Here is a 25944-nt window from a genome sequence, read left to right as displayed (position 1 = left end):
AGTTAACCGTGCAAGTCCTTATCGACAACTACCATCTCTACCTGCGGGGGCTGGGCACGACGCTGCGGATCTGCCTCTACGCGGGTCTGCTCACCCTGGTGGTGGGAACGTTCATCGCGGGGTGCCGCGTCGCTCCGCTCACCCCGCTACGCGCGTTCGGCACCGCCTGGGTGACGGTGTTCCGGAACTGCCCGCTGGCCGTGGTGCTGTTCTTCATGGCGTTCGGCATCCCCGCTCTCGGTGTGAACGCCTCGTACTTCGTGTTCGGCACCATCGGGCTCGCGCTGTACACCTCGGCGTTCGTCTGCGAGGCGATCCGCAGCGGCATCAACGCCGTGTCACCCGGCCAGGCCGAGGCGGCCCGGTCCGTGGGGCTCGGTTTCGGGCAGACCCTGCGGTTGGTGATCCTGCCGCAGGCGGTGCGCAGCATCATCCCCCCGCTGGGCAGCGTGATGATCGCGATGATCAAGAACTCCGCGATCGCGGGCGCCTTCGGAATCGGCGGTGATCTCTACGCGGTGGGAATCCGGCAGTCCTCCGCCCAGGGTGAGGCGATCATCCCCGTGCTGGTGGGCGTGGCACTGGGCTACCTGATCATCACCATCCCCGCCGGCCTGCTGCTGAGCTACGTGGAACGGAAGGTGGCGATCGCGCGATGAGCGAGTCGGTGCTCTACGAGGCGCCCGGACCACGCGCCAAACTCCGTGCCCGTTACGCGAGTGCCGTGACCGGCCTGGTGCTGCTCGCCGCGTTCGCGTGGGTGATCTACCGGCTCGCGCGGGCGGGCGAATTCACCTACGACAAGTGGGGCCCGCTGATCGACCCGGGCAACGAGAACTTCGCCCCACTGTGGACGCTGCTGGGGCGGGGACTGGTCAACACCCTGCTGGCCGCCGGTTGGTCCATCCTGTTCTCCCTGGTCATCGGCACGATCCTCGCGCTGACCAGGGTTACGGCCGCGGCCTGGTACCGCTGGGCCGTGGTCGGGGTGATCGAACTGCTGCGCGGCACCCCGGTGGTGGTGCTGATCTTCTTCGCCTACCAGGCGCTGCCGGTCGTGGGACTCGACCTGCCGGTGATGTGGTCGCTGGTCATCGGGCTGACCGCCTACAACTGCGTGATCATCGCCGAGATCGTGCGCGCGGGGATCGACTCGTTGCCCAAGGGGCAGAGCGAGGCGGCCTACGCGGTGGGCATGCGCCGGGGGCAGGTCATGGTCAGCGTGCTGCTGCCGCAGGCGTTCCGGGCCATGCTTCCCGCCCTGATCAGTCAGCTGGTGGTCGTGCTCAAGGACACCTCGCTCGGCTTCACGATCAGCTACCCGGAGTTCGTGCAGCGCGGCGAGACCGCCATCGAGAACCTCGGCAACCCCATCCAGCTCTACCTGTTCATCGCGTTGATCTTCATCGTCATCAACTACACGCTGAGCAAGCTCGCGGTCTACACCGAGCGCAGGCTGAGCCGGGGCCGCAGGTCCGCCGCGACGGAGGAACCGGAGAGCGCCGCGGCCACCGGGGACTGAACACGCCGCGGGGAGGCGACGGTACGCGGGAGCGGACCCGACCTCCTCCCCGGGGCCGGTCCAACCGACAAGCGATCCGAGCCGGGCGCCCGGCTCGGCGAGCGTGGGGATCAGCGGGGGATCTCGGGAGCACGAGCGCGGGGACGCCTGTCCCGCAGCGTCTCCTCCGCCGCTTCCTCCCACCGCCCGTCGTCGACGGCGTCGGCGAGGATCGCGCGGAGCCTGTCGCGGAACTTCTCGTCGCCCTCGGCGATCCCGACCCGACGTTCGACCGGCCGCTCGGCGGGTCCGGTGACGACGTAGGGAGCCACCACGGTCACGCCCTCCGCCGTCGTCCGGAACCCGCCGAGCAGGACGTCCACGCCGCCCCGGTCGAGAGCCCCGGTACGCAACGAGGAAGGTAGCAGACGGAAGGCGACCCCGGACTCGGGATCCAGGTCCAGCCCCGCCGCGAGGATGCTGGCGATCCGCGTGTCGAAACCGCGGTACTCCCCCTCTGCCCGCCGCACGAAGTCGGAGGCGTCGTTGGGGACGCCGACCAGCAGCTCCCCACGGGAGCGGATCCGGGACACGGTCGGCGATCCGGGCAGCTCCACCCCTCCGGTGGGAACGACTGAGGAAGTAACCGGAGGCGCGGAGCCCGTGTCCCGCTCCAGCGGGGGAAGCTGGGCGGCCCCCCGCTCGTCTCCGGTGGTCGCGCAGGCGGAGAACAGCAGCACGGAGATCACTCCGAGCACCGTGCGGGGGACCACTCGCAGCCACATGCTCGTAATCCTCGTCCTGTTCGCCCGGCGGTGTCCACCTGGCCCACGAGGTGTTGCGGTAGGCTCGGGTTCGACTGGATCGGTTGTGAGACGTGGTTGACACGGGATAGGGTCCGCAACCGGTTCAGACCAATCGAGGCGCCAGTGTCGTCGCCCGCCCGTACCGCACCCCCGTACGCACCGGGAGGCGATGAGTGACACCGACAGACGTGCACCCCGTTGTCCGCGAAGTAACCGACCGTATCGCCGAGCGCAGCTCCGCCTCGCGCCGCGACTACCTGGAGCGGATTCGCGCCGCCAAACACACCGAACCGGCCAGGGCCAACATGGCCTGCAGCAACCTCGCCCACGGCTTCGCCGCCATCAGCGGCACCGACCGGGAGGCCGTGAAGGGCCTCGTCCGTCCGGGCGTGGCCATCGTGTCCGCCTACAACGACATGCTCTCCGCGCACAAGCCCTACGCGGAGTTCCCCGAGTGGATCAAGGAAGCCGCCCGAGGCGAGGGCGGTGTCGCGCAGTTCGCCGGCGGGGTCCCCGCCATGTGCGACGGCATCACCCAGGGGCGCGACGGCATGGAACTGTCCATGTTCTCCCGCGACGTCATCGCGATGGCCACCGGCGTGGCGCTCTCGCACGAGATGTTCGACTCCGCGCTGCTGCTGGGCATCTGCGACAAGATCGTGCCCGGCCTGCTGATCGGCGGGCTGACCTTCGGGCACCTGCCGATCACCCTGGTCCCCGCCGGCCCCATGCCCTCCGGTCTCCCCAACGGTGAGAAGAGCCGGATCAGGCAGCTGTTCGCGGAGGGCAAGGCCACCCGCGAGGAGTTGCTGGAGGCCGAGTCCGCCTCCTACCACTCCCCCGGCACCTGCACGTTCTACGGCACGGCGAACTCCAACCAGCTCGTCGTGGAGATGATGGGGCTGCACCTGCCGGGATCCACCTTCGTGCCGCCGGGAACACCGCTGCGCAGGGCACTCACCGAGGAGGCCGCCAGGAACGCCGTCCGGGCCGCGAAGTCCGAGGAGGCTCCCTCGATCGGAGAGATCATCGACGAGCGCGCCATCGTCAACGGCGTCGTGGCGCTGCTGGCCACCGGGGGATCGACCAACCACACGATGCACCTGCCCGCGGTGGCCTCGGCGGCCGGTATTCAGCTGACCTGGGACGACTTCTCCGACCTTTCCGCGGTGGTGCCGCTGCTCGGCAGCGTCTACCCGAACGGCTCGGCCGACATCAACCACTTCACCGCGGCGGGCGGGGTACAGACCCTGGTCGCCGAGCTGCTCGATGCCGGACTCGTGCACCCGGACGTGCGAACCGTCGCCGGGGACGGGCTGGAGCGCTACCGGCAGCAGCCCTTCCTCGAGGACGGTGAGCTGGTCTGGCGGGAAGGACCGGGCCGCAGCCTGGACACCAGCGTGCTGCGGGGCGTCTCCGACCCCTTCGACTCCGAGGGCGGCCTGCGGGTGCTGGAGGGCAACCTGGGGCGCTCGGTCATGAAGGTCTCGGCCGTCAAGCAGCAGCACCGCTCCGTGACCGCCCAGGCACGGGTGTTCGACGACCAGGAGCGGTTCAAGGCGGCGTTCCAGGCCGACGAGCTCAACCGCGACGTCGTCGTGGTGGTGCGCAACCAAGGGCCCCAGGCGAACGGGATGCCCGAACTGCACGGACTCAGCCCCGGCCTCGGTGTGCTGCAGGACCGTGGTTACCAGGTCGCGCTGGTCACCGACGGGCGCATGTCCGGCGCGTCCGGCAAGATCCCCTCCGCGATCCAGGTGACACCGGAGGCCAGTGCCGGTGGCGCGTTGGCGAAGGTCCGCGACGGTGATGTGCTCCGGGTGGACGGCGAGCAGGGCACGCTTGAAGTGCTGGTTCCCGACGACGAGCTCGCCGCGAGGGAACCCGCCACACCCGCCGCGCTGCACCAGTTCGGCACGGGGCGCGAGCTGTTCGCCACCTTCCGGCAGGCGGTCGGCCGAGCCGACCAGGGGGCCAGCGTCTTCCCGACGCCGGAGCAGCAGCGCTCCCACGACGAAGTCTCCGCCTGAGCCACCAGCAGAACCGAACGGATTCCACGATGCGAGCCGCAACCGACATCCTCGAGATCAGCCCGATCATCCCCGTCGTCGTGCTCGACGACGCCGCCCACGCCGTTCCGCTCACCCAAGCGCTGCAGCGTGGCGGCATTCACACCATCGAGGTCACCCTCCGCACCCCGGCCGCCCTGGAGGCGATCGAGCGGATCACCGGTGAGGTCGAGGGCGTCACGGTGGGGGCCGGGACGATCACCCAGCCGGGGCAGGCCAAGGAGGCGGCCCGGGCCGGAGCGGAGTATCTGGTGACGCCGGGCAGCACCGACCGCCTGCTCGACGAGGTGGCCGAGACGGGCCTGCCCGCACTGCCCGGGGTCAGCACCGTCTCCGAGGCACTCCGGTTGGCCGAGCGCGGCATGCGGGCGCTGAAGTTCTTCCCCGCCGAACCGGCGGGTGGGGTGCCCTACCTCAAGGCGCTGAGCAGTCCACTGCCGGACCTGACCTTCTGCCCCACCGGGGGGATCACCCCGGACAACGCCGGGCGCTACCTGGCACTGCCCAATGTGCGCTGCGTCGGTGGTTCCTGGCTCGCCCCGAAGGAAGCGCTCGGCAAGGGTGACTGGGGCCACGTCGAGGCCCTGGCTCGGCAGGCGGTTTCGCTGGGCTGACCGAGAGGCCGGGAGGGCTCCGTCGACTCGGTTCTCCCCGCGCCCGCCCCGCGGCACCTCGGGGTGGCGGCGATCTCTCGCGAAATCGACGCCACCCGGTGCGGCGGTGCGACCCCGTGCGCGGCGATTCCTCGCGAAACGTACGTCCTCGCGAAACGTACGCCGGTACGTGGGCGGGTGCCTCACCGCCCCACGCACCGGCTGGGTCCGTTCCGAACCCGAGCGGCCCGGAGTCACTTCACCGGTCGGACCTCGGTGCTCGGATCACCGTCGATCGCGGCCGCCAGCCGGGGAACCAGGCCGTCGAGCGCTGTGGGCAGGCTGAGCGGGCTGGAGAAGGACACCGCTCCGTTGAGCGCGGTCTGGCGCGGCATCCTGATGTCGCGTCCCTGCTTGGCGACGTCGAGCTGCTGGTAGACCTGCTTGCGGGCGATGCTGTCCTCGGGAGCGCCGTAGACCCCCAGCAATAGGACATCGGCTTCGAGCAGCCCCAGGCGCTCCTTGCTGAGCTGCTGCGGTTCCCGGTTCTCGCCGGAGAACAGTCGCTCGGTGGCGGAGGGGAGCTGGAACCCGAGCGAGCGCAGCAGTCGCGGCGCCGGTCCTTCCGCGTAGACCCACGCCTGTCCACTGATGGAGGTCGCCAACAGGCCGGTGGCACCGTCGAACTCCGGATGCCGCGAGCGGGCCTCGGCGAACCTGCCCTCGATGTCGGTGACGAGCTGCTCGGCTTTCTCACTACTCCCGAGGGCCTTGCCGATGATTCTGGTCATGTCCTGCCAGGGCACGCCGTAATCGGCGAACTCGGCTGGCTGGGCGACCGTGGGCGCGATTTTGGAGAGCTTGTCGTACTCCTGCTTCTTCAGCCCGGAGTTGACCCCGATGATCACGTCCGGTTCCAGGGCCGCGATCCGCTCGAACTCCAGTTCCTGGCGCGCCAGCACCTCGGGCATCTCGCGGTCGCCCAGCTTCTCCCTGGCCCACGGCCACAGCGCGCCGTCCTTCCCACCGAACCACTCGCGGGTGGCTACCGGGGCGGTGCCGAGCGCGAGAACGGTGTCCTGATCGGTCAGCCCCACCGTGACGACGCGCTCGGGGCGCTCGGGAATCTCGGTGGTGCCGTGCTTGTGCTCGATGCGGACCGGAAAGGCACCCGAGCCGGAACCGGAACCCGAACCGGACCCGCCGCTCCCCTTCCCGGGAGCACAGGCCGTGAGCAGTAACACCCCGGCACCGCCGAGCAGACCTCTGCGGCTGATCTCGGAACGGGCGGGACCGAACTTGTCGCGTGGCATTGCACACCCCAACTACCGGAGTCGATGTTTAGGTTAGCCTAAACAAATCGAAATGCCCGGTTCAAGGGCGCCCCACCCCTTGCGGGCGGGATCACAGCACCACCGCCGCGGTGAGTCGCGTCACCGCCTCACGCAACGAGTCCGCGACCGGACTGCCCGTGTTCTCCAGGGCCTCGCGGGACATGACACCGGTGGCGACCAGCACGCAGCGCGCCCCGACCTCCTCGGCCGCGTGCGCGTCGTCGACGACGTCGCCGATGACGGCCGTCTCCGCCGGCTCCAGCTCCAGCGAGCGCAGGTGCGCGCCGAGGAAGGCCGCCTTAGAACCGCCGACGTCGGAGTCGCGCAACCCGTCGATCCGCCCGAATACCGGGCCCAACCCGAACCGTTCGACCAGCGGCACCAGCTCGTCGTGGAAAAACATGGAAAGCAGTGACTGACTGCCGCCCCGTTCCCGCCACTCCCGCAGGGCGTGCGGCGCGTCGGCCGCCAGTTCGCAGGTGTGCAGCGACCGCCGGTAGGTGTCGTGGTAGATGCGGTCGATGGCCCGCCAGTCCCGCTGATCGAGCTCGCGTCCGAGCACCCGCTCGTAGGCCCCGCGCAGTGGCCTGCCGAACACCGCGCGCCAGCCGGCGAGATCGACCGGCTCGACCCCGTAGGCGGCGCAAACGGCGTTGACCGAGGCCACCACGGCCTCGTTGTCGGCGAGCAGCGTGCCGTTCCAGTCCCACACGATGTGCCGCGTCGGCGGCAGTTCACCAGATCCGCTCACCGGCGGATCCTATCGTCGCTGCTCGCCTCCACGGGGGCCGCACCGGAAACCCCCGCTCGCCGGACGGCCGACACCGACCGACCGTTCCGCGCGGCAACCGACGCCGCACGGGAACGGCTCAGTCATCGGGTTCGAACCACAGCTCCTCGTCCGGCGCGGAAGCTTGCACCCCGGTGGACTCCAGTTCCTCCCGAACCACGCGAAAGGCCAGCGCCCGGCCGTACCCCTTGCGCGCGAGCAGCCCCAGCAGCCGCCGTGTCCTGGTCCGCGCATCGACGGCGGTCATCCCGCGCGCCCTGCGACGCACCAGTTCCCGGGCCCGTTCCACCTCCGCGTCGGTGTCCACCGACTCCAGCGCCTCGGCTGCCGTGTCCTCGTCGATTCCCTTGTCGCGCAGTTCCTCGCGGAGCGCGCCGCGTCCCAGTCCCCGCTGTCGATGACGACCACGCACCCACTCCGCCGCGAAGGCGGCGTCGTCGACCAGTCCGGCCGCCGCGAACCTGTCGAGCACGGTCTCGGCCGTATCGGTCGCCACTCCCTTTCGCCGCAGGGCACGCAACAGCTCCGCACGACTGCGTGCCCTGGTAGCGAGCAGCCGGTAGACGGTATCGCGCGCGGTCCGCTCCTCCGCCGGGCTCTCGGGGGCCCCGTCCGGAACGTCCCCGGAAACCTCCCCTGCGACCGGTCCCGACGCTTCTCCGGGAAGGGGCCGAACGCTGCCCGCCCCGGATTCGGTGTCAGCCACGACAGCCACCGACCCGATCAGAACTCGACGGGGGCCGGCTCGCTCTGCTGCTGCTCGGCGGTGTCGGCGCCCGCCTCCGAACCGATCCCCATCTTCTCCTTGATCCGCTTTTCGATCTCGTTGGCCACGTCAGGATTGTCCCGCAGGAACTTGCGGGCGTTCTCCTTGCCCTGGCCGAGCTGATCCCCCTCGTAGGTGTACCAGGCACCGGACTTGCGCACGAAGCCGTGCTCGACCCCCATGTCGATCAGCGAGCCCTCGCGGCTGATGCCGTGACCGTAGATGATGTCGAACTCGGCCTGCTTGAACGGTGGGCTGACCTTGTTCTTGACCACCTTCACCCTGGTGCGGTTGCCGACCGCGTCGGAGCCGTCCTTGAGCGTTTCGATGCGCCGCACGTCCAGTCGCACCGAGGCGTAGAACTTCAGCGCCTTGCCGCCGGTGGTCGTCTCCGGGGAGCCGAACATCACGCCGACCTTCTCGCGGAGCTGGTTGATGAACACGGCGGTGGTCTGCGAACTGTAGAGCGCCGAGGTCAACTTGCGCAGTGCCTGGCTCATCAGCCGCGCCTGCAACCCCACGTGGCTGTCGCCCATCTCGCCCTCGATCTCGGCCTTGGGCACCAGCGCGGCGACCGAGTCGATGGCGATCAGGTCCAGCGCACCGGAGCGGATCAGCATGTCCGCGATCTCCAGCGCCTGCTCACCCGTGTCGGGTTGGGAGACCAGCAGCGAGTCGGTGTCCACACCGATCGCCTTGGCGTACTCGGGATCCAGGGCGTGCTCGGCGTCGATGAACGCCGCCGTGCCGCCCGCCCGCTGGGCGTTGGCCACCGCGTGCAGGGCCACCGAGGTCTTACCGCTGCTCTCGGGGCCGTAGATCTCGACGACGCGCCCACGCGGCAGTCCGCCGATGCCGAGCGCGACGTCCAGTGCGATCGAGCCGGTGGGAATCGCCTCCACCGCCGGACGGGTGTCCTCGCCCAGCCGCATCACCGACCCCTTGCCGAACTGCTTGTCGATCTGGGCGATGGCCAGTTCGAGAGCCTTGCTCTTGTCGTTGCTCTTGTCGCTGCCCTTGTCGGATGCTGCTGCCATCGGGTCCACCTCGGTCGGGTCGAATGTCGTGGTCTCGGGGCCGACGCTACGGGTCAGGGCCGACAATCCGACCTCGGGTCGGCGGATCCGTGGACAACCTGCCCCGCTGTGGACCCATTCTAACCGAACTGGTGTTCGACAGCTCCACGACACTCCGCCGTACCGGCTTCCCACCGGGTGCGATCTGCCCCCGCCGGGAGGAGACTGAACCTGTCCCGCCGGCCTCCCACCGCCGGGGAGACGACCACTACGGCCCGCCACGGCGGGCCTCGGGAGGTGGCCGAATGCGGATCGATCGTTACCTGCCGCCGACACACTGGCTGAGCAAGGTCTACCGTGGCGGCGCCGCCGCCTTCGGAGGCGCGCTGATCGCCTTCGGCATACTCGGTTTCACCAACAACCTCGGGTTCTTCTCCACCAGCGGTCAGCAGATCCTGGGGCTGTCCACGAACGGACTGCTGTCGCTGATCTCGATCGTGGTGGGTGCCGTGCTGATCGCCGCCGCCGCCATCGGCGGCCCGCTGGCCTCCACCACCACCGCCACCATCGGAGCGCTGTTCCTGCTCTCCGGCCTGGCCAACCTCGCAGTGCTCGAAACGCGGTGGAACCTGCTGGCGTTCGAGATGCAGAACGTGGTGTTCAGTCTGGTGGCGGGCATGCTGCTGCTGTTCGTCGGGCTGTACGGCAGGGTCAGCGGCGGCCTTCCCGAGGACAACCCGTTCGTGCGCTACCGGCACCGCGAACCACCGGAGGGAGAGGTTCCCGAGCAGCGCACGGCCGAACAGGAGCGGGCCGAGGAGCTGAGGCCCCTGGCCGAGGCCGAGGTGGCGTTGGGAGAAGGTCACGCCACCCCCGAGCAGGAACAGCTCGTCCGCGCCGAGGCCCTGCGACTGGCCCGAGCGGAGCGACAGCGCGCCTATGAGCACTACGCCCACATCCAGCGGGCGCTGCGAGGCGAGCGGGAGACCTCAGAATCACGCCCCTCCGGCTCCCGGGAGCCCGACACCGGCGGCTGAGGGCCGGCCGTCCCCTCCGCCGGACGCGGGGCGGGGTTTCAGCGCCGGTTCCCGGGCACCTCGAAGCTCTCGCACAACACCGCCCAGACCCGCTTGGGCTCCCAGCCCGCTTCCAGGGCCTGATTGACGGTGCGCTCACCCAGCCCCGCCAGTACGTGGTCCCTGGCCAGAGTGTCGGCGCGGAGCTCGCCGAACTCCTCGGCCATTCGCTGCCGCAGAGCCGTGTAACGCATCCACACCAGACTACGTGCACCGCGCCGCCCGAACGCGCCTCGGCCGGGCGGGGCTCGCTACGGGCGAGCGGAGCGACGCCCCGGCATCAGACCCCAGTACCGGGATCGGCGACGCCGCTCGCGGTACGCGCCCCGGAGCGGGGCCGCGGGATAGGCTGGTGCCATGTCGCAGGCGGAACTGACCGGACTGTCCTCGGTGTGGGGGCAGGTGGCCCTCGCTGCCATGCTGCTGATCGTGGTGATCCTGCTGCTGCGCAGGCTCTGGAACCAGCGGGGGCGTTGAGCACGGCCGACACCGTGGGAGCGGAAACGGCGCACGTGTCGGACCGTTGCTCCACGATGGGAACGTGACCGACCCACTGGAGCGGTTCTCACGACCGACCCGGGAGTGGTTCCGCGAGACGTTCGACGCACCCACGCCCTCGCAGGCCGAGGCCTGGCGGGAGATCACCTCCGGACAGCACACCCTGGTGATCGCACCCACCGGCTCGGGCAAGACGCTGGCCGCGTTCCTGGCTGCGCTGGACGACCTGACCACCTCGACTCCTCCGAGCGACCCGAAGCGGCGGTGCCGGGTGCTGTACGTCTCACCCATGAAGGCGCTCGCCGCGGACGTGCGCCGCAACCTGCGCACCCCACTGTCCGGGATCGAGCGGACGGCACACCGGCTGGGCGAGGAGATCTCGGATATCAGCGTCACCAGTCGCACCGGTGACACTCCTCCCCGGGAGCGCAGGGCGTTCGGACGACGTCCCGCCGACGTCCTGGTGACCACTCCGGAATCGTTGTTCCTGCTGCTGACCTCGGCCTCGCGGGAGGCGCTGCGCGGGGTGGGGACGGTCATCGTGGACGAGGTGCACGCCGTGGCCGGCGGCAAGCGCGGTTCACACCTGGCGGTGTCTCTGGACAGGTTGGACGAGCTGCTACCGGCTCCGGCCCAGCGGATAGGTCTCTCGGCCACGGTGCGGCCCGTCGACGAGGTGGTCGAGTTCCTCGCAGGCGGGCGTCCCGTCCGGGTCGTCCGGCCGCCCGATCCGAAGCAGGTGGACGTCTCGGTACGGGCACCCGTGGCGGACATGGCCCACCCCGAGACGGGTAGCGAGGGTGGACAGGACTCGAACGGAAGCCGGGCACCGTCGGTGTGGCCCGCGCTGCGGGAACGCGTACTGGAGTTGGTCGAACAGCACCGTTCCACGATCGTGTTCACCAATTCACGCAGACTCGCCGAGCGGCTGACCGCCGGACTCAACGAGCTGGCCGCCGAGCGCCGTGGCGCGGGCGAGGCCGCCGCGCCGACCGGAGGGCCCCGGTCGTTTCCCGCGGCCGCCGTCGGCTCTTCGGGCGTCACCGGCGGCGTCGGAGCGGTCGTGGCCCGTGCGCACCACGGCTCGATGTCCAAACAGCAGCGCACCCGGGTGGAGGAGGAGCTCAAGTCGGGTGAGCTGCCGTGCGTGGTCGCGACCTCCTCGCTGGAGCTGGGGATCGACATGGGCGCGGTGGACCTGGTCGTACAACTTGAGGCCCCTCCCAGCGTGGCGTCGGGCACGCAACGGATCGGGCGGGGCGGGCACCGGGTCGGCGAACCCTCGCGCGGGGTGGTCTTCCCGAAGTTCCGAGGTGACCTCGTCGGGTGCGCGGTGGCGGCGGAACGGATGCGGTCCGGGCTGATCGAGGCGCTGGAAGTACCGCGCAACCCGTTGGACGTGCTGGCGCAGCAGATCGTGGCGGCGGTGGCGATGGATGTCCGCGAGGTCGGCGAGCTGGCCGCGCTGCTGCGGCGGTCGGCACCGTTCGCCCGGCTGCCCGACTCGGCCCTGCGATCGGTGCTGGACATGCTCGCCGGGCGCTACCCGAGCGAGGAGTTCGGCGAGCTGCGGGCCAGGATCGTCTGGGACAGGACCACCGACGAGCTGCGCCCGCGTCCCGGCTCGCAGCGGCTGGCCGTCACCTCCGGCGGAACCATCCCGGATCGGGGGATGTTCACCGTGGTCACGCGGGGTGCCGAGGCGGCGGGGGCCGGTCGGAGGCGGGTCGGCGAACTCGACGAGGAGATGGTCCACGAGTCCCGGGTGGGCGACACCTTCCTGCTGGGAACCTCCTCGTGGCGGATCTCCGAGATCACTCCCGACCGGGTGATCGTGGAACCCGCCCCCGGTACCCCGGCGAGGATGCCGTTCTGGAAGGGGGATTCGACGGGCCGACCGCTGGAGTTCGGCCGCGCCGTGGGGGGTTTCCTCCGCGAGATCGCCTCCGCCGACCCCGAGGCCGCGCGCGCACGGGCGCACGAGGCCGGATTGGACGCCCACGCCCGGGAGAACCTGCTGGCCTACACCGAGGAACAGCGGTTGGCGACCGGCCGCGTGCCGGACGACCGTACGATCGTGGTGGAACGGTTCCGGGACGAGCTCGGCGACTGGCGGGTGGTGGTGCACTCCCCGTTCGGGGGACGGGTCAACGGGCCGTGGGCGCTGGCCATCGGCGCCAGGCTGCGGCAGCGCGGGGGCGCGGACGTGCGACCGGTGTCCTCCGACGAGGGAATCGTGCTGCGCGTGAGCGACGCGCTCGACGATTCCGGGGCCGAGGTGGCCCCGGGGGCCGAGGACGTCGTGATACCCCCGGAAGAGGTGGAACAGCTGGTCACCGACTCGATATCCGGTTCGGCACTGTTCGCCGCCCGCTTCCGGGAGTGCGCCTCCCGCGCGCTGCTGCTACCGCGTCGGGACCCTCGGCACCGCGCCCCGCTGTGGCAGCAGCGGCAGCGCGCCACCCGGCTGCTGGAGGTCGCCGCACGTTACGAGCACTTCCCCGTCGTGCTGGAGGCCATGCGGGAGTGCCTGCGGGACGTCCACGACGTCGCCGGGCTGCGCGAGCTGATGTCGGAGATCGCCCAGCACCGGATCCGGGTGGTGGAGGTACCCACCACCGGCCCGTCCCCCTTCGCGCGGACCCTGCTGTTCGGCTACGCCGGGACGTTCCTGTACGAGTCCGACGCCCCGCTCGCCGAACGCAGATCGGCCGCGCTGAGCCTGGACACCACGCTGCTGGCCGAACTGCTCGGCTCGGAGGAGATACGGGAACTGCTCGACGCCGAGGTGGTCGCGGAGGTGGAGAACGGCCTGCTGCGGTTGGATCCGCGGCGCCACGCCCGCGGGCCGGAGGAAACGGCCGACATGCTGCGCGCGCTGGGCGACCTCACCGAGCCGGAGGCGACCGCCAGGGGTGTCGGCCGGGAGTGGCTGGTGGAGCTGGAGGCACAGCACCGGGCGCTGCGAGTACGTGTCGCGGGCGAGACCAGGTGGATCGCGGTGGAGGACGCGGGCAGGTTCCGGCAGGCACTCGGGAGCGAGCTGCCCGGCTGGGTCCCCGAGGTGTTCACCGAACCGGTGGAGGACCCGCTGGGAGAGCTGGTGGCCCGATTCGCGCGCTGCCGGGGACCGTTCCGGGCCGCCGCGCTCGCCGAACGGTTCGGGTTGAGCTGCGCCTCTGTCACGGAGGTCCTGGAGCGGCTGCGCGCCTCGGGTCGGTTGGTGCGCGGCGAGCTGCGCCCGGTGGGTGCGGGCGGCGACGGTGGCACCGAGTACTGCGACGCCGAGGTGCTGCGCAGGCTGCGCCGGGCCTCGCTGGCCAAGCTGCGTTCCGAGATCGAACCCGTCGAGCCCGCCGCGCTGGGCAGGTTCCTGCCGGTGTGGCACGGCGTCGACTCGTGGCGGGAGGGCTCTGCCCCCGAGGTGCTCGCGGTGGTCGAGCAGCTGGCCGGCGTTCCGCTGACCGCGGGTTCGCTGGAGTCGCTGGTGCTGCCCGCACGGGTACCCGATTACCGGCCCGGGATGCTGGACGAGCTCACCACGAGCGGCGAGGTGGTCTGGGTGGGGGCCGGTGCCTTGGCCGGGGAGGACGGTTGGGTGTCGCTGGCGCCCTCCGACATCGCCGAACTGGTGCTTCCGGACCGGGTGGGTCCAGCCGGGAGCTCAGGACTTCACGAAGCGATCCGGGAGGCCCTGTCCGGCGGCGCACTGTTCTTCCGGCAGCTCGCGGACCGGGCAGCGGAGCTGCTCGCGGGACGGGAGGAGGCGAGGCCAACCGACGCGGCGACGGTCTCGGCGCTGTGGGACCTGGTGTGGTCCGGTGAGGTCACCAACGACACCCTGGCACCGCTGCGGGCCGTGCTGTCCGGCGGCTCGTCCCCTTCCCGCCCGAGGCGACTCCCCCGGCGCCGGGGGAGGTACGCGAGGCCGACCTCGGTCCGGGCCGGGGCCACCGGTGGTTCCGGCCCGCCGAGCGCGGCGGGGCGCTGGTCGCTCGCACCGCTGCCCAGCTCGGACGCCACCCGCCGCGCGACGGCGCGCACCGAGACCTTCCTGGAGCGGCACGGCGTGCTGACCCGCGGCTCCCTGGAGGTCGAACGGGTGACAGGCGGGTTCGCGGCGGTGTACCGGGTACTGCGGACCATGGAGGAGTCCGGTGGCTGCGGACGCGGATACGTGGTGGCCGGGTTGGGACCCGCGCAGTTCGCCGCACCCGGCGCGATCGACCGGCTGCGCGCCTTCGACGGTTCGTCCCCACCGGCAGAACCAGGTCGGGCGGTGCTGCTCGCCGCGACCGACCCCGCCCAGCCGTACGGCGCGGCGCTGCCCTGGCCCGACGTGGTCGGCGACACCCGACACCGCCCCGGACGCCGGGCCGGGGCACTGGTGGTGCTCGTCGAAGGGGAACCGGTGTTCTACGTCGAACGGGGCGGTAGATCGCTGCTGTCGTTCACCGAGCGAGAGCCCCGGTTGCGGGCCGCGGCCGAACGGCTGGCGGAGGCGGTGCGCGAGGGCACGCTGGAGGGGTTGTCGTTCCGGCGCGCCGACGGTGTCGGCGCCATCGGCAGCGGACTGGCCGAAGTCCTCGTCGCGGCCGGGTTCCGTGCCACTCCGCAGGGGCTGCGCCTGCGGAACTGAAACCGACGGAGCCGAGGCCGCGCGGAACGCTGTCGCCGAGGAACCCGGGGTGAAGTTCCCGCTCCCACCGGCGGGCGGAACCGATGGTCCATCCTCTAGGGTGCGGAGCTGTGACCGCTGCACCGTCTCCGCGTTGCGAACGAGTGGTGGAACTCTCCGCCGACGAGCTGCGTGCCAGGCTGCCCGAAGCCGTACGGGTGTACGTGACGGCCATGGGCTACCCCCACTGGGCGACGCAGCAGCGCATTCCGATCTGGTCGGCACACATGTCACGCGCGGGCTGGCGCTGCGTGGCGGCGTTCAACGAGCGCGACGAGCTGAGCGGCATCGGATACGGCTATTCGGGAGCCACCGGGCAGTGGTGGCACGAGCAGGTACGGCGGGGGATGCTGGAGCGCATGCCGCAGCAGCGGGCGCACGAGTGGCTGGACGACTACTTCGAGTTGACCGAGCTGCACGTCCACCCGGACACCCAGGGGCAGGGGCTGGGGGAGAGCATCCTGCGCAGGCTGCTCGCCTCCGCTCCGGGCAAGAACGTGCTGCTGTCCACTCCGGAGGGGCCCACCCGAGCCTGGCGGCTCTACCGCCGGGTCGGTTTCGTCGACGTGCTGCGCGACTATCGCTTCAGCGGGGATCCCCGTCCGTTCGCCGTGCTGGGCCGCACGCTGCCGCTGGACACATGAGCACGGAGCGTTCCCGGCCCCTTCCGGTCACCGGGACCGCTCCACCGGGCGTCGGACCGGCTTTTCGCGCGCCTCGGCGCGGGCGGGAACGTACTGCCCGCGCCGAGGCCGGGTCGGTCACAGGTACGAGAGCTGCTCCCGCAGGGTGTCCAGCCCCATCGGCCCCATCTCGAGCGCGTCGCGGTGGAACCGTTTGAGGTCGAACTCCTCACCGTGGCGTTGCCGCGCCTCCTCCCGGGCCGACAACCACAGCCGCTCACCGAGCTTGTAGGAGGGGGCCTGGCCCGGCCAGCCGAGGTAGCGGTCTATCTCGTCACGCACGTTGGCGGTATCGGTGATGGTCCGGGTGAGCATGAACTCCAGCCCCAGCTCCGGCGTCCAGACCTCGCCCTCGTGGAACCCGGTCCCCTCCGGGATACGGAGCCGCAGGTGCATGCCGATGTCCACGATCACGCGCGCGGCCCGGAAGAGCTGCTCGTTGAGCATGCCGAGCAGATCACCGTCGTCCGACAGGTAGCCCAGCTCGCGCATGAGCCGCTCCGCGTAGAGCGCCCATCCCTCGCCGTGGGCGGAGACGAAGCAGCTCAACCGCTGGAACTTGTTCAACCTCGCCGCCTGGTGGACGGCCGTGGCGATCTGCAGGTGATGCCCCGGAACTCCCTCGTGGTAGACGGTGGAGACCTCGCGCCATGTGGAGTACTCGTCCTTGTCCGGCGGTACCGACCACCACATGCGTCCGGGCCTGCTGAAGTCGTCGGTGGGCGGGGTGTAGTAGGCACCGGTACCGCCGCCGGGCGGGGCGATGCGGCACTCCAGGTTCATCAACCGCTCGGGCACGTCGAACTGCGTGCGGCTGAGGTCGCGCAGCGCCTGGTCGGAGAGCCGCTGCATCCACTGCGCGAACGCGCGCTGACCGTGCACCCGGTAACGCGGGTCGGCGTCCAGGGCCGCGGCCGCCTCCGCGAGCGTGGCCGAGGGCTTGATCCGGTCGGCGACCCGCTTCATCTCCGCCTCGATCGAGGCGAACTCCTGCCAGCCCCACTCGTACGCCTCACGCAGATCGAGCTGCGCGCCGGTGAAGTACCGCGACCACAGGCGGTAGCGCTCCTCCCCGACCGCGTCCTCCGCCGGGGCCTGCGGCAGCAGCTGCCCGCGCAGGAAGTCGGCGAGCCCGGCGTAAGACTCGGAGGCGAGGTTCGCGGCGGCGTTGAGCTCGTCGCGCAGCGCGGGCGAGACATTCTCGGCGCGGGCGACCATATCGCCGAAGAACGACCTGCCGTCGGTCCTGCCCGACCAGGTGTCGCACTGTTCGGCGACGCGTTTGACCTGCCGCGCCGCCGCGACGTCTCCCCTGGCGGCCGCCTCGGACAGCCCAGCCGTCAGCCCCTTGACGGCCTCGGGCATGGCCGACATCCGCTTGGCGATGTCGTCCCACTGCCGCTCGTTCTCACCCGGCATCAGGTCGAAAACCTGCCGCAACTCCTGCACCGGGCTCGCGATGACGTTCAGCGCCGACATGTCGGCCCCCGCGTCGTGCAGCTCGACGTCGAGCCCGACCCGCTCGGTGAACACGGCTTTGGCGATCCGTTCCGACTCGTCGTCGGGCTCGACGGCGGCGATCTCCGCCAGGGCACGGCGCGCGAGTTCGCCCCGTTCGGTGTGGCCGTCCGGCGAGTAGTCCGGCAACTCCCGCTGGCCGACGGAAAATCCCAGCGTGGTCGCGGCGATCGGATCGAGCTCCGCGAGCTCTTCGACGTATCTGTTGCTGATCTCGTGCACGCCCCGGGCCTCGGTTGACATGGCAGCACGCTACCTCGCCGCCCCGAGGGACCGAACACGGATCCGGCTCACAACGGGCGCCCACCACGTCGCGCACCCGGTGAAAAACGCTGTGACGTGGCACGATCACAAAGGTGCGGGGTGTGTGGTGTACCGGTAACGCGACTCGTTCCCGATGGAGCGCGTCGCTGATGATCATGCTTGTGGGCATCCTGCTCTCCGGGTGTCTGAACGCGACCGTGTCGCTGAGCATCAACGGTCAGGACGAGGTCTCCGGTCAGGTGATGGTCGCCGTTCCGCCGACCTCGGACCGGCGCGACTTCCGGCTGCGGATACCGGACGAGCTGTCCGACAAGGTCAATCAGCATCCGTACCGGCAGGGGGAGAGCCGCGGTTACAAGATCGAGTTCGACGAGCTCGACTTCGACGAGCTGGAACGGCTCGCGGCCGGGCTGAGCGGGTCGAACTCGCGGTACAAGCTCTCCGTCTCCAGGTCCGGCTCGCTCGTCGAGGTGGACGGCTCGGTCGACCTGACGCCACTGGCCGAGACCGATTCGGAAGTGCTGGTGGAGATCAGCGCCCCTGGGGAGGTCACGACCACCAACGGTGAGATCAACGCGGGGATGGTGAGTTGGCACCCCCGTCCGGGCGAGGTCACCGAGATATCGGCGACCTTCCAGTTCACCGACGCCAGAAGCGCGGGGTTGTTCGGCTGGTCGATGGTGCTGGGCGGGGTCACGTTCGGTACGGCGCTGTTGGTCGCGGTGCTGGCGCTGGTGACCCGCCAGCGCGCCCGTTCCGAGAGCGGCAGGCGCTGACCGGCACGGCTCCGGACGAAAGCCGCAGGTACCTCCCGGGCGGCGGGAAGAGGCCCGATCCGGCGAGGAATCGGCCACGACCCCCGGGGCGGGAGCGGGTGCGACGGACGGGCCGCCGTACCCCGCGATACGAACGCACGCGCTCGTCACGGAGGATGAAGGCATGCCCCTCGATAACCTCTCGGCCGAGGCCGAAGCCACTCTCACGGTGGATCGCGATGTCGCGGAGCACGTGAGCCGGACGCTGGCCGACTACCTCCGCGGCCGGGTCCAGGAGTGCGCCGAGCTGGACCCGGCCATCTCGGAGGCTGCCGAGGCTGTCTCGGAGTTCGTGCTGCGAGGTGGAAAGCGCCTCCGCCCCACCTTCGCGTGGTGGGGGTGGCGGGCCGCGGGACAGGGTGACAGGGGCGAGGAAGTGGCGAGCATGCTGCACGCCGCCAGCGCGCTGGAACTGATCCAGACGTGCGCACTGATCCACGACGACCTCATCGACCGGTCGGACACCAGGCGCGGCAGCCCGACCGTGCACGTGCGGTTCGCCGGAACCCATCGGGACAACGGCTACGCCGGAGACCCGGAACGGTTCGGTCTGGCCGCTGCCGTGCTGCTCGGCGATCTCGCGCTGAGCTGGGCAGACGACATGCTGCACTCCGCCGGGCTCGCACGACGAGCGCTGGCCCGGGGGCTGGAACCGTGGCGGGCGATGCGAACCGAGGTACTGGCCGGCCAGTACCTGGACATGCTCGGGCAGGCGCGCGCGGACGATTCCCCCGAGACGGCGCTGCGGATCGACGAGCTCAAGTCCGCCTCCTACACGGTCGAACGCCCGCTGCAGTTCGGGGCACTGATCGGCGGGGCGGAGGCCGACACGGTGTCGACGCTGCGCCGCTTCGGTTCGGACATAGGTGTGGCGTTCCAGCTGCGCGACGACCTACTCGGTGTTTTCGGCGATCCCGAGGTCACCGGTAAACCGGCGGGCGACGACCTGCGGGAGGGAAAACGCACGGTGCTGGTGGCCGAGGGGATGCTCCGCGCCGGACGCCGGCACGACGAGGCCGCCTCGCGACTGCTGAACTCCGCGCTCGGCGACCCCGAGCTGACCCGCTCGCGCGTGGAACTGGTGCAGGAGGCGCTCACCCGGCTCGGTGCGGTCGACGCCGTGGAGCGCCGCATCGACGACCTGACCGAATCCGCGATGTCGGCCCTGCACAGCGGCGAACTCGCGGATCCCGCCGCGACGAGACTCGAAGAGCTCGCCGTCACGGTGACCGACCGGAACCGCTGAGGCCACGGGGTCTCCGGAGCTCAGGACCGCGTGCCGATCACAGCGCCATGGCCTGTGCACGCCGCTTGACCTCGCGGCCGCGGTCTCCACGCAGCGCGTCGATCGGTGTCCCGGGCAGGGTGTCGTCGGGGGTGAACAGCCATTCGAGGATCTCGTCCTCGGTGTAGCCGTTGTCCCGCAGCAGCGTGATGGTGCCCGGAAGTCCCTTGACGACGGCTCCTCTCGTCAGGAACGCCTCGGGGATCACGAGCTCACGCTCCCGGCGCATCGCCACCAACTGCCCGTCACGGATCAGTTGGTGCACTCTGGTCAACGGGTAGCCGAGACGCTCCGCGACGGCGTGAAGGGAAACCACGTCCACGTCGGTGGAAAGTACATCCGGAGCGGAAGGAACCGAACTCACGCCGACCAGCGTGCCACTACGCCGATCAAATTTCCACCTCGGTATGCCGCCCACGGCGAGGCCACGACCTCGCCTACCATCGGTAGCGTGTTCGAGGGTGAGTTCGGGAGCATCCGCACCAGGTGCGGGATGACGACTCCCATCCAGGCGAGGAACGCCGAGCCGAACCGGCCCGGAGGACCGGGCTCACCCCGGGCGGTGGCGGTTCCATGAACTCCACACCCCCGGAGAACGGCACGAACGATCCGCTCGGCCACCTGCTGGAGCGGCGCTACCGGGTGGACACCGTGCTCGCGCGGGGTGGCATGTCCACGGTCTACCGGGGGCTGGACACCAGGCTGGACCGTCCGGTCGCCCTGAAGGTGATGGACTCCCGGTACGCCGGTGACCAGTCCTTCACCGAGAGGTTCGACCGCGAGGCCCGGGCGGCGGCGCGGCTGCACCACCCCAACATCGTCTCCGTCTACGACCAGGGCGTGGACCGGGAGACACCGGGCGAGAGCAGGCTCTACCTGGTCATGCGACTGGTCGAGGGAGGAACGCTGCGTGACCTGCTGCGAGCTCGTGGCCCCCTCCCACTCCCGGTCGCGTTGACCGTGCTGGAAGCGGTGCTGGCCGCGCTCTCGGCGGCGCACCGGGCCGGGATGGTTCACCGCGACATCAAGCCGGAGAACGTGCTGATCGGCCGTGACGGCTCGGTGCAGGTGGCCGACTTCGGACTGGTGCGGGCTGCGGCGGAGGCGGGCTCCACCAGCGGGGACGTGATCCTGGGAACCGTGGCCTACCTCGCACCGGAGCAAGTGACCTCGGGGGCGGCCGATGCCAGGTCGGACGTCTACGCGGCCGGGGTCGTGCTCTACGAGCTGCTGACCGGCCGCCCGCCCTACACCGGCGACACCGCGCTCTCGGTCGCCTACCGGCACGTCAACGAGGACGTGCGCCCGCCGAGCGAGCTGGTCGCCGACCTGCCCGCGGCGGTGGACGAACTGGTCCTGCGGTTGACCCGCCGGGACCCGGCCGGCCGTCCCACCGACGGCGCGGCCGCGCTGCGCGAGCTGCGGGACGCACGTGACGGACTGGGGCTGACCGCCGTGCCGGTGCCGGTCCCCCACCCCGGCGATGCGGCGGGAGGGGAGCCCTCCGCCCCGCCCACCGAACGGATCTCGCCGCTGGAGTCCACGGCCTCGGCCCGTAACGGCGCCACCAGCACACCGGGCCCCCAGGGCACCCGTGCGTTGCGGCGTCCGGCGGACTCCCCCGCACCGTCCTCCTCGGAGACCACCAACGAGATCGCACCGGTGCCTGACGAGGACCACTCCCCCACACGGGGAAGCCGCCGGGGTGGCAGGACGCTGGCCGTCGTGGGAGTCGTGCTGCTGCTGGGCGCCCTGATCGCGGGGGGCTCGTGGCTACTGGGCGGCAACTCCTACGTGCGAGTACCTGAACTGTCCGGGAAGTCACTGACCGAGGCCGAGGAAGCGTTGCACGCCAGGGAACTCGAACCCGACGTCTCCAGGGCGTTCCACAACACGGTGCCGGAGGACACCGTGATCAGCACCGCCCCGCAGGAGGGGACTCGGATGCGCAGCGGCGGTCAGGTGGAACTGCGCGTCTCGCGGGGACGGCCCACCGTTCCGGAGATCGAGCGAGGCAGCCGGGTGAGCGAGGCGCAGAGCGAACTGCGCAACGCCAAGCTCTCCCCGAAGCTGGACTCCTCGGTCAACCGCTACCACGAGAGCGTGCCGAAGGGCAGGGTGATCGGAGTAGAACCCGCTCCCGGCACCGAGGTGCGCACGAGCGGTTCCGTCACGATCATCGTGAGCCGGGGGCCGCGGCCGGAGCCCGTGCCCGATGTCGGGGGCATGGGACGCGAGCAGGCGTTCACCGCGCTCGAGAAGGCGGGGTTCGAGCCCTACGAGGCAGGACGTGAGTTCGCCCGGGACGTCGCCAAGGACCACGTGGTGCGGACCAGCCCTTCGGCGGGCACCGAGGTTCCGATGAGCGGCGAACCACGGGTCGGGGTGGTGCTGTCCAACGCAGTCAGCGTGCCCAACTTCACTGGCAAGACCGTGGAGCAGGCACGTCAGCAGGCCTCGCGGGCCGGGCTGACGCTGCGGGTCAACTCGGTGTTCGGCAGGGACAACGGTCGAGTGGTGCGGCAGGACCCCGGCCCGGGCAGCGCCGTGAAGCGCGGAACGCAGGTGCGGATCACGGTGTTCTGAAGGACCACCGGGCGGGCCGGATCGGGCTCGGGGGTCCGAGCCCTGCCCGTGGGCGGGAGCGCGAGGGTGCCGAGCGGGCCCGGCACCCGAACTCGCACCTCAGCCCCGCAGCATCTCCGCGATCAAAAACGCCAGTTCCAACGACTGCTGGGTGTTCAGCCTCGGATCGCAGGCTGTCTCGTAACGACCGGCCAGGTCGGTGTCGGAGATGTCCTGAGCCCCCCCGAGGCACTCGGTGACGTCCTCACCGGTGTGCTCGATGTGGATGCCGCCGGGATGCGTGCCCAGCCGGTGGTGCACCTCGAAGAAACCCTGCACCTCGTCGACCACCCGGTCGAAGTGGCGGGTCTTGTAACCGGTGCTGGACTCGTGGGTGTTGCCGTGCATCGGGTCGCACTGCCAGATGACCTGGTGGCCCGAGGCCGTGACCTTCTCCACGATGGGCCCGAGCGCGTCGCGGACCTTGTCGTTGCCCATCCTGCTGATCAGGGTGAGCCTTCCCGGCTCGTTGTGCGGATCGAGCCGTTCGACGTACTCGAGCGCCTGCTCCGGCGTGGTCGTCGGTCCGATCTTGAGGCCGATCGGGTTGGCGATCAGTTCGGCGAAGGCGACGTGCGCGCCCTCCGGCTGCCGAGTCCGCTCCCCCACCCAGAGGAAGTGTCCGGACAGGTCGAACAGCATCGGCTCGGGACCACTCGTGTCCAGGCGCAGCATCGCCCGCTCGTAGTCCAGCACCAGTGCCTCGTGGCTGGAGTAGAAGTCCACGCCGTGCAGGCTGGTGTCGTCCACGCCGCAGGCGGACATGAAGCGGAGCGCACGATCGATCTCGGCGGCGATGGACTCGTAGCGTTCCCCGGCGGGTGAGTTGCGGACGAAGTCCTTGTTCCAGTCGTGCACCCGCTCCAGTCCGGCCATACCGCCGTTGGTCAGGGCACGCGAGAGGTTCATCGTCGCGCTCGCGTTGGCGTAGGCGCGGATCATGCGGGAGGGGTCGTGCCCGCGGGCCTGTTCATTGGCCACCAGCGAATTGACCATGTCGCCCCGGTAGGCGGGCAGCCCGAAGGAGTCGGTGTCCTTGGAGCGCGGCTTGGAGTACTGCCCGGCCATCCGTCCTACTTTGACGACCGGGGTGCTCGCGCCGTAAGTCAGCACCACGGCCATCTGCAGCAGGGTCCGGATACTGGCACGGATGTGCGGCTCGGTGTTGTCCGCGAAGGTCTCCGCGCAGTCGCCACCCTGCAGCAGAAACGCTTCACCGCGCGCCACGGAGGCCAGGTTGCTGCGCAGCTGCCGCACCTCGGAGGGGACGGTCACCGGCGGTACGCTCTCCAGCACCGAGCGCACGTTGCGCACCTGTTCCGGGTCCGGCCACCGCGGCTGCTGAGCCGCCGGGCGGGACAACGCCTCGTCGAGGCGGGTCCGCAGGTCGGCGGGCAGCGGTGGGAGTTCGGGAAGCGTGTCCACCGGCACGTCGACGGTCCACGATTTGAGACCGTCCGAAGGCGCGCCCTGAGCTGCTGTTTCGGGGTCAACGGGCATGTTGCCCAGCGTAGCGGTTCCGTCTCGCATCCTGTGATGCTGTCCCGAGTGTTGAACAGCACGTCCCCGCGCCCCGGTACGGAGTGCTGGGCCTGCCGGCGTCACGCAACAGCGATGTGCCCGTGGACCTCGGGCGAGGGACCGTGGAGGGAGCGCCACGCGGAAGCGGACACGCTCCGGTGACGATCTCCTGACCGGGACGCGCGGGCGGAGTGGTCGACCGCCCCTCGACCGAGGGGCGGTCGACCGACCGTTCCGGGGAGAGCCCGGCACCCGGTTCCGACCTGTCTCAGCCGAACAGGGCCTGGGCCTCCGTGTAGCGGTGCAGTGGGACGGTCTTGAGCTTCGCGGTGGCCTCAGCCAGCGGGACCCGCACGATCTCCGTCCCGCGCAGCGCGACCATGGAGCCGTACCGCTCCTCGACGAGCGCGTCCATCGCGTGCAGCCCGAACCTCGTCGCGAGCACGCGGTCGTAGGCGGTGGGAGTCCCCCCGCGCTGGGTGTGGCCGAGCACCACGGCACGCGACTCGTTACCGGTGCGTTCCGCGATCTCCTCCGCCAACCAGGTGCCGACACCACCGAGCCGTACGTGCCCGAACGCGTCCCGCTCGCCGCCCTGGAGTACCTCGGCGCCGCCCTCCGGGATCGCTCCCTCCGCGACCACGATGATCGGCGCGTACTGGCGTTCGAACCGGCGGGTCACCCAGTCGCAGACCCAGTCGACGCTGAAGCGCTGCTCCGGGCCGAGGATCACGTTCGCGCCCCCGGCCAGGCCGGAGTGCAGGGCTATCCACCCCGCGTGCCTGCCCATCACCTCCACGACCAGTGCACGGTGGTGCGATTCGGCCGTGGTGCGCAGCCGGTCTATCGCCTCGGTGGCGATGTGCACGGCGGTGTCGAAACCGAACGTGTAGTCGGTGGCGTCGAGGTCGTTGTCGATGGTCTTGGGCACCCCCACCACCGGGACGCCCTCCTCGAACAGCCCGTTGGCGACGCCCAGCGTGTCCTCACCGCCGATGGCGACGAGCGCGTCGATCCCGTGCTCCTCCAGCGTCCGTTTTATCCGAGCTACGCCGTCGGCCTCCTTGTAGGGGTTGGTCCGGGACGAGCCCAGGATCGTGCCACCGCGGTCCAGGATCCGCTCGACCTCCTCGAGCCCGAGCGGCGTGGTCAACCCTTCGAGCGGTCCACGCCAACCGCTGCGGAAACCGACGATCTCCTTGCCGTGCACTTCGATCCCCTTCCGGGTGACCGCACGGATCACAGCGTTGAGACCGGGGCAGTCCCCACCACCGGTCAGCACCCCGATACGTTCGGCAGCCGACATCCCGCCTCCTCGAAAACACGTAACGCCAACGGCGTGATATTGATCTCAGCGGGAGAGCCTTTCACGGACTAAATCGGTGCAGCAAGTATCGAAACGTGCGCGATGTGTGACTGTCGAGACCGGTTTGCGACTCCTCGCACCTCGAACCGGCCACCGCCACGAGGGGAAATCGCCGGAATCGTTCCGGCCGGGTCACCGGTCGAGCGCGGGCGGCGGGACCACGACGGCCGGGAGCGGTGCGACTACCGGCGGAAGCACCCCAGTTCCCGCATCCGCTGCTCGATGACCTGCCAGCGCCGCAGGTTGTGCCTGGCGTCGGCCAGCGCGTCGTGTGCGTTGGTGGGCGCGGAGGGCAACTTCGGTTTGCCGACGGCTTCCCACTGCTGCCGCAGGTCCCTGGTGAACTTGGGAATCCTGGGCGGCAACGCGGGCATCGCTCCCCAGAGCTGGGCCAGCGCGACGTGATCGTAGGCGGCGTACCAGGCCCACAGCTCTATCTCGGACCGCTGCGCGGTCAGGAACCCGTAGAGTTCGTCCCGGATCGTGGCCCGGGAACGCCAGAAACCGGAGCCGGGCGGGGGCAGCTGCGGTAACACGTGCTCACGCACCCACGGCCCCGCGCGCCCGGCCTCGAACTCCGTGGAGACGGCGTAGAACTCCCGGCCCGTCTCGTCGACCACACCGATCGAGACCAGCTCGATGGTGTGGCCGTCCTCGATGAACTCGCAGTCGTAGAAAAACCGCACTGGAAAAGGGTATGCTCTCCCGCCCAGACGACGGAGGCGCCCCGAAGGAGGGAG

The 25944-nt window shown here is 70.4% G+C and carries 21 protein-coding genes; 10 read left to right on the top strand and 11 right to left on the bottom strand.

Annotated elements, in window-relative coordinates:
• The first annotated feature begins 8 nt into the window (after positions 1 to 8).
• The gene (locus BLQ75_RS09285; RefSeq protein ID WP_092600677.1) at positions 9 to 659 is read left to right on the top strand and encodes an amino acid ABC transporter permease; all 651 of its coding nucleotides are present in this window, start codon (positions 9 to 11) and stop codon (positions 657 to 659) included.
• Positions 656 to 1522 carry an amino acid ABC transporter permease gene (locus tag BLQ75_RS09280; RefSeq protein WP_092600675.1) on the top strand — a complete coding sequence of 289 codons (867 nt, stop codon included), beginning with the start codon at positions 656 to 658 and terminating at the stop codon, positions 1520 to 1522. The genes BLQ75_RS09285 and BLQ75_RS09280 overlap by 4 nt, the downstream gene beginning before the upstream one ends.
• 110 nt (positions 1523 to 1632) lie before the next feature.
• Here the strand turns inward: BLQ75_RS09280 and BLQ75_RS09275 are convergent, their stop codons facing one another.
• On the bottom strand, positions 1633 to 2286 hold the full coding sequence (locus BLQ75_RS09275; protein WP_092600673.1) for a type 2 periplasmic-binding domain-containing protein: 654 nt from the start codon (positions 2284 to 2286) through the stop codon (positions 1633 to 1635).
• 194 nt (positions 2287 to 2480) lie between these two features.
• Between BLQ75_RS09275 and edd the strand changes: the two genes are divergently transcribed.
• Both edd and eda read left to right on the top strand, forming a co-directional pair.
• Positions 2481 to 4337, top strand: coding sequence for a phosphogluconate dehydratase (gene edd / locus BLQ75_RS09270; protein ID WP_092600671.1), 1857 nt, complete (start codon positions 2481 to 2483; stop codon positions 4335 to 4337).
• Positions 4338 to 4366: 29 nt separating this feature from the next.
• On the top strand, positions 4367 to 4990 hold the full coding sequence (gene eda, locus BLQ75_RS09265; RefSeq protein WP_092600669.1) for a bifunctional 4-hydroxy-2-oxoglutarate aldolase/2-dehydro-3-deoxy-phosphogluconate aldolase: 624 nt from the start codon (positions 4367 to 4369) through the stop codon (positions 4988 to 4990).
• 233 nt (positions 4991 to 5223) lie between these two features.
• On the opposite strand, the gene BLQ75_RS09260 is transcribed toward eda, so the two are convergent.
• The 4 genes from BLQ75_RS09260 to recA form a co-directional block, all read right to left on the bottom strand.
• Complete coding sequence (locus BLQ75_RS09260) at positions 5224 to 6282, bottom strand: iron-siderophore ABC transporter substrate-binding protein (RefSeq protein WP_092600667.1); 1059 nt, start codon at positions 6280 to 6282, stop codon at positions 5224 to 5226.
• Positions 6283 to 6373: 91 nt separating this feature from the next.
• Positions 6374 to 7054 (bottom strand): HAD family hydrolase, encoded by a 681-nt coding sequence (locus BLQ75_RS09255; RefSeq protein ID WP_244515360.1) that lies wholly within the window; start codon positions 7052 to 7054, stop codon positions 6374 to 6376.
• Positions 7055 to 7172: 118 nt separating this feature from the next.
• Complete coding sequence (locus BLQ75_RS09250) at positions 7173 to 7799, bottom strand: regulatory protein RecX (protein ID WP_092600665.1); 627 nt, start codon at positions 7797 to 7799, stop codon at positions 7173 to 7175.
• Between the two features lie 17 nt (positions 7800 to 7816).
• Positions 7817 to 8896, bottom strand: coding sequence for a recombinase RecA (gene recA / locus BLQ75_RS09245; RefSeq protein ID WP_092601025.1), 1080 nt, complete (start codon positions 8894 to 8896; stop codon positions 7817 to 7819).
• A 284-nt stretch (positions 8897 to 9180) separates the two neighbouring features.
• On the opposite strand from recA, the gene BLQ75_RS09240 reads away from it, so the two are divergent.
• On the top strand, positions 9181 to 9912 hold the full coding sequence (locus BLQ75_RS09240; protein ID WP_092600663.1) for a DUF4383 domain-containing protein: 732 nt from the start codon (positions 9181 to 9183) through the stop codon (positions 9910 to 9912).
• Positions 9913 to 9950: 38 nt separating this feature from the next.
• On the opposite strand, the gene BLQ75_RS09235 is transcribed toward BLQ75_RS09240, so the two are convergent.
• Positions 9951 to 10145: a DUF3046 domain-containing protein gene (locus tag BLQ75_RS09235; protein WP_092601023.1), complete on the bottom strand. Its 195-nt coding sequence runs from the start codon at positions 10143 to 10145 to the stop codon at positions 9951 to 9953.
• A gap of 347 nt (positions 10146 to 10492) precedes the next feature.
• Between BLQ75_RS09235 and BLQ75_RS09230 the strand changes: the two genes are divergently transcribed.
• Together BLQ75_RS09230 and BLQ75_RS09225 are read left to right on the top strand one after the other, a co-directional pair.
• Positions 10493 to 15088, top strand: a complete 4596-nt coding sequence (locus BLQ75_RS09230) for an ATP-dependent helicase (protein ID WP_092601021.1) — start codon at positions 10493 to 10495, stop codon at positions 15086 to 15088.
• A gap of 110 nt (positions 15089 to 15198) precedes the next feature.
• The gene (locus tag BLQ75_RS09225) at positions 15199 to 15771 is read left to right on the top strand and encodes a GNAT family N-acetyltransferase (protein WP_092600661.1); all 573 of its coding nucleotides are present in this window, start codon (positions 15199 to 15201) and stop codon (positions 15769 to 15771) included.
• Between the two features lie 117 nt (positions 15772 to 15888).
• Here the strand turns inward: BLQ75_RS09225 and BLQ75_RS09220 are convergent, their stop codons facing one another.
• Complete coding sequence (locus BLQ75_RS09220) at positions 15889 to 17571, bottom strand: DUF885 domain-containing protein (RefSeq protein WP_092600659.1); 1683 nt, start codon at positions 17569 to 17571, stop codon at positions 15889 to 15891.
• Between the two features lie 170 nt (positions 17572 to 17741).
• On the opposite strand from BLQ75_RS09220, the gene BLQ75_RS09215 reads away from it, so the two are divergent.
• Positions 17742 to 18368 (top strand): DUF3153 domain-containing protein, encoded by a 627-nt coding sequence (locus BLQ75_RS09215; RefSeq protein ID WP_092600657.1) that lies wholly within the window; start codon positions 17742 to 17744, stop codon positions 18366 to 18368.
• 163 nt (positions 18369 to 18531) lie between these two features.
• The gene (locus BLQ75_RS09210; protein WP_092600655.1) at positions 18532 to 19653 is read left to right on the top strand and encodes a polyprenyl synthetase family protein; all 1122 of its coding nucleotides are present in this window, start codon (positions 18532 to 18534) and stop codon (positions 19651 to 19653) included.
• A gap of 37 nt (positions 19654 to 19690) precedes the next feature.
• Here the strand turns inward: BLQ75_RS09210 and BLQ75_RS09205 are convergent, their stop codons facing one another.
• Positions 19691 to 20056, bottom strand: coding sequence for an Rv2175c family DNA-binding protein (locus BLQ75_RS09205; RefSeq protein WP_223208055.1), 366 nt, complete (start codon positions 20054 to 20056; stop codon positions 19691 to 19693).
• Between the two features lie 209 nt (positions 20057 to 20265).
• Between BLQ75_RS09205 and pknB the strand changes: the two genes are divergently transcribed.
• Positions 20266 to 22278, top strand: a complete 2013-nt coding sequence (gene pknB, locus BLQ75_RS09200; RefSeq protein WP_092601019.1) for a Stk1 family PASTA domain-containing Ser/Thr kinase — start codon at positions 20266 to 20268, stop codon at positions 22276 to 22278.
• A gap of 99 nt (positions 22279 to 22377) precedes the next feature.
• Here pknB and BLQ75_RS09195 read toward each other — a convergent pair whose 3' ends face one another.
• The 3 genes from BLQ75_RS09195 to BLQ75_RS09185 all read right to left on the bottom strand — a co-directional run bounded on the left by BLQ75_RS09195 (position 22378) and on the right by BLQ75_RS09185 (position 25890).
• Positions 22378 to 23817 (bottom strand): class II 3-deoxy-7-phosphoheptulonate synthase, encoded by a 1440-nt coding sequence (locus BLQ75_RS09195; protein ID WP_092601017.1) that lies wholly within the window; start codon positions 23815 to 23817, stop codon positions 22378 to 22380.
• Positions 23818 to 24106: 289 nt separating this feature from the next.
• The gene (locus tag BLQ75_RS09190; protein WP_092600653.1) at positions 24107 to 25144 is read right to left on the bottom strand and encodes a 6-phosphofructokinase; all 1038 of its coding nucleotides are present in this window, start codon (positions 25142 to 25144) and stop codon (positions 24107 to 24109) included.
• A gap of 242 nt (positions 25145 to 25386) precedes the next feature.
• Positions 25387 to 25890: a polyadenylate-specific 3'-exoribonuclease AS gene (locus tag BLQ75_RS09185; RefSeq protein ID WP_092600651.1), complete on the bottom strand. Its 504-nt coding sequence runs from the start codon at positions 25888 to 25890 to the stop codon at positions 25387 to 25389.
• Between the last annotated feature and the right edge of the window lie 54 nt (positions 25891 to 25944).

The sequence above is a fragment of the Actinopolyspora xinjiangensis genome (genome assembly GCF_900104475.1).
Taxonomy (GTDB): Bacteria; Actinomycetota; Actinomycetes; order Mycobacteriales; family Pseudonocardiaceae; genus Actinopolyspora; species Actinopolyspora xinjiangensis.
Note: the sequence above shows the minus strand (reverse complement) of the source record. Positions and strands in the feature narration are given on the sequence as shown.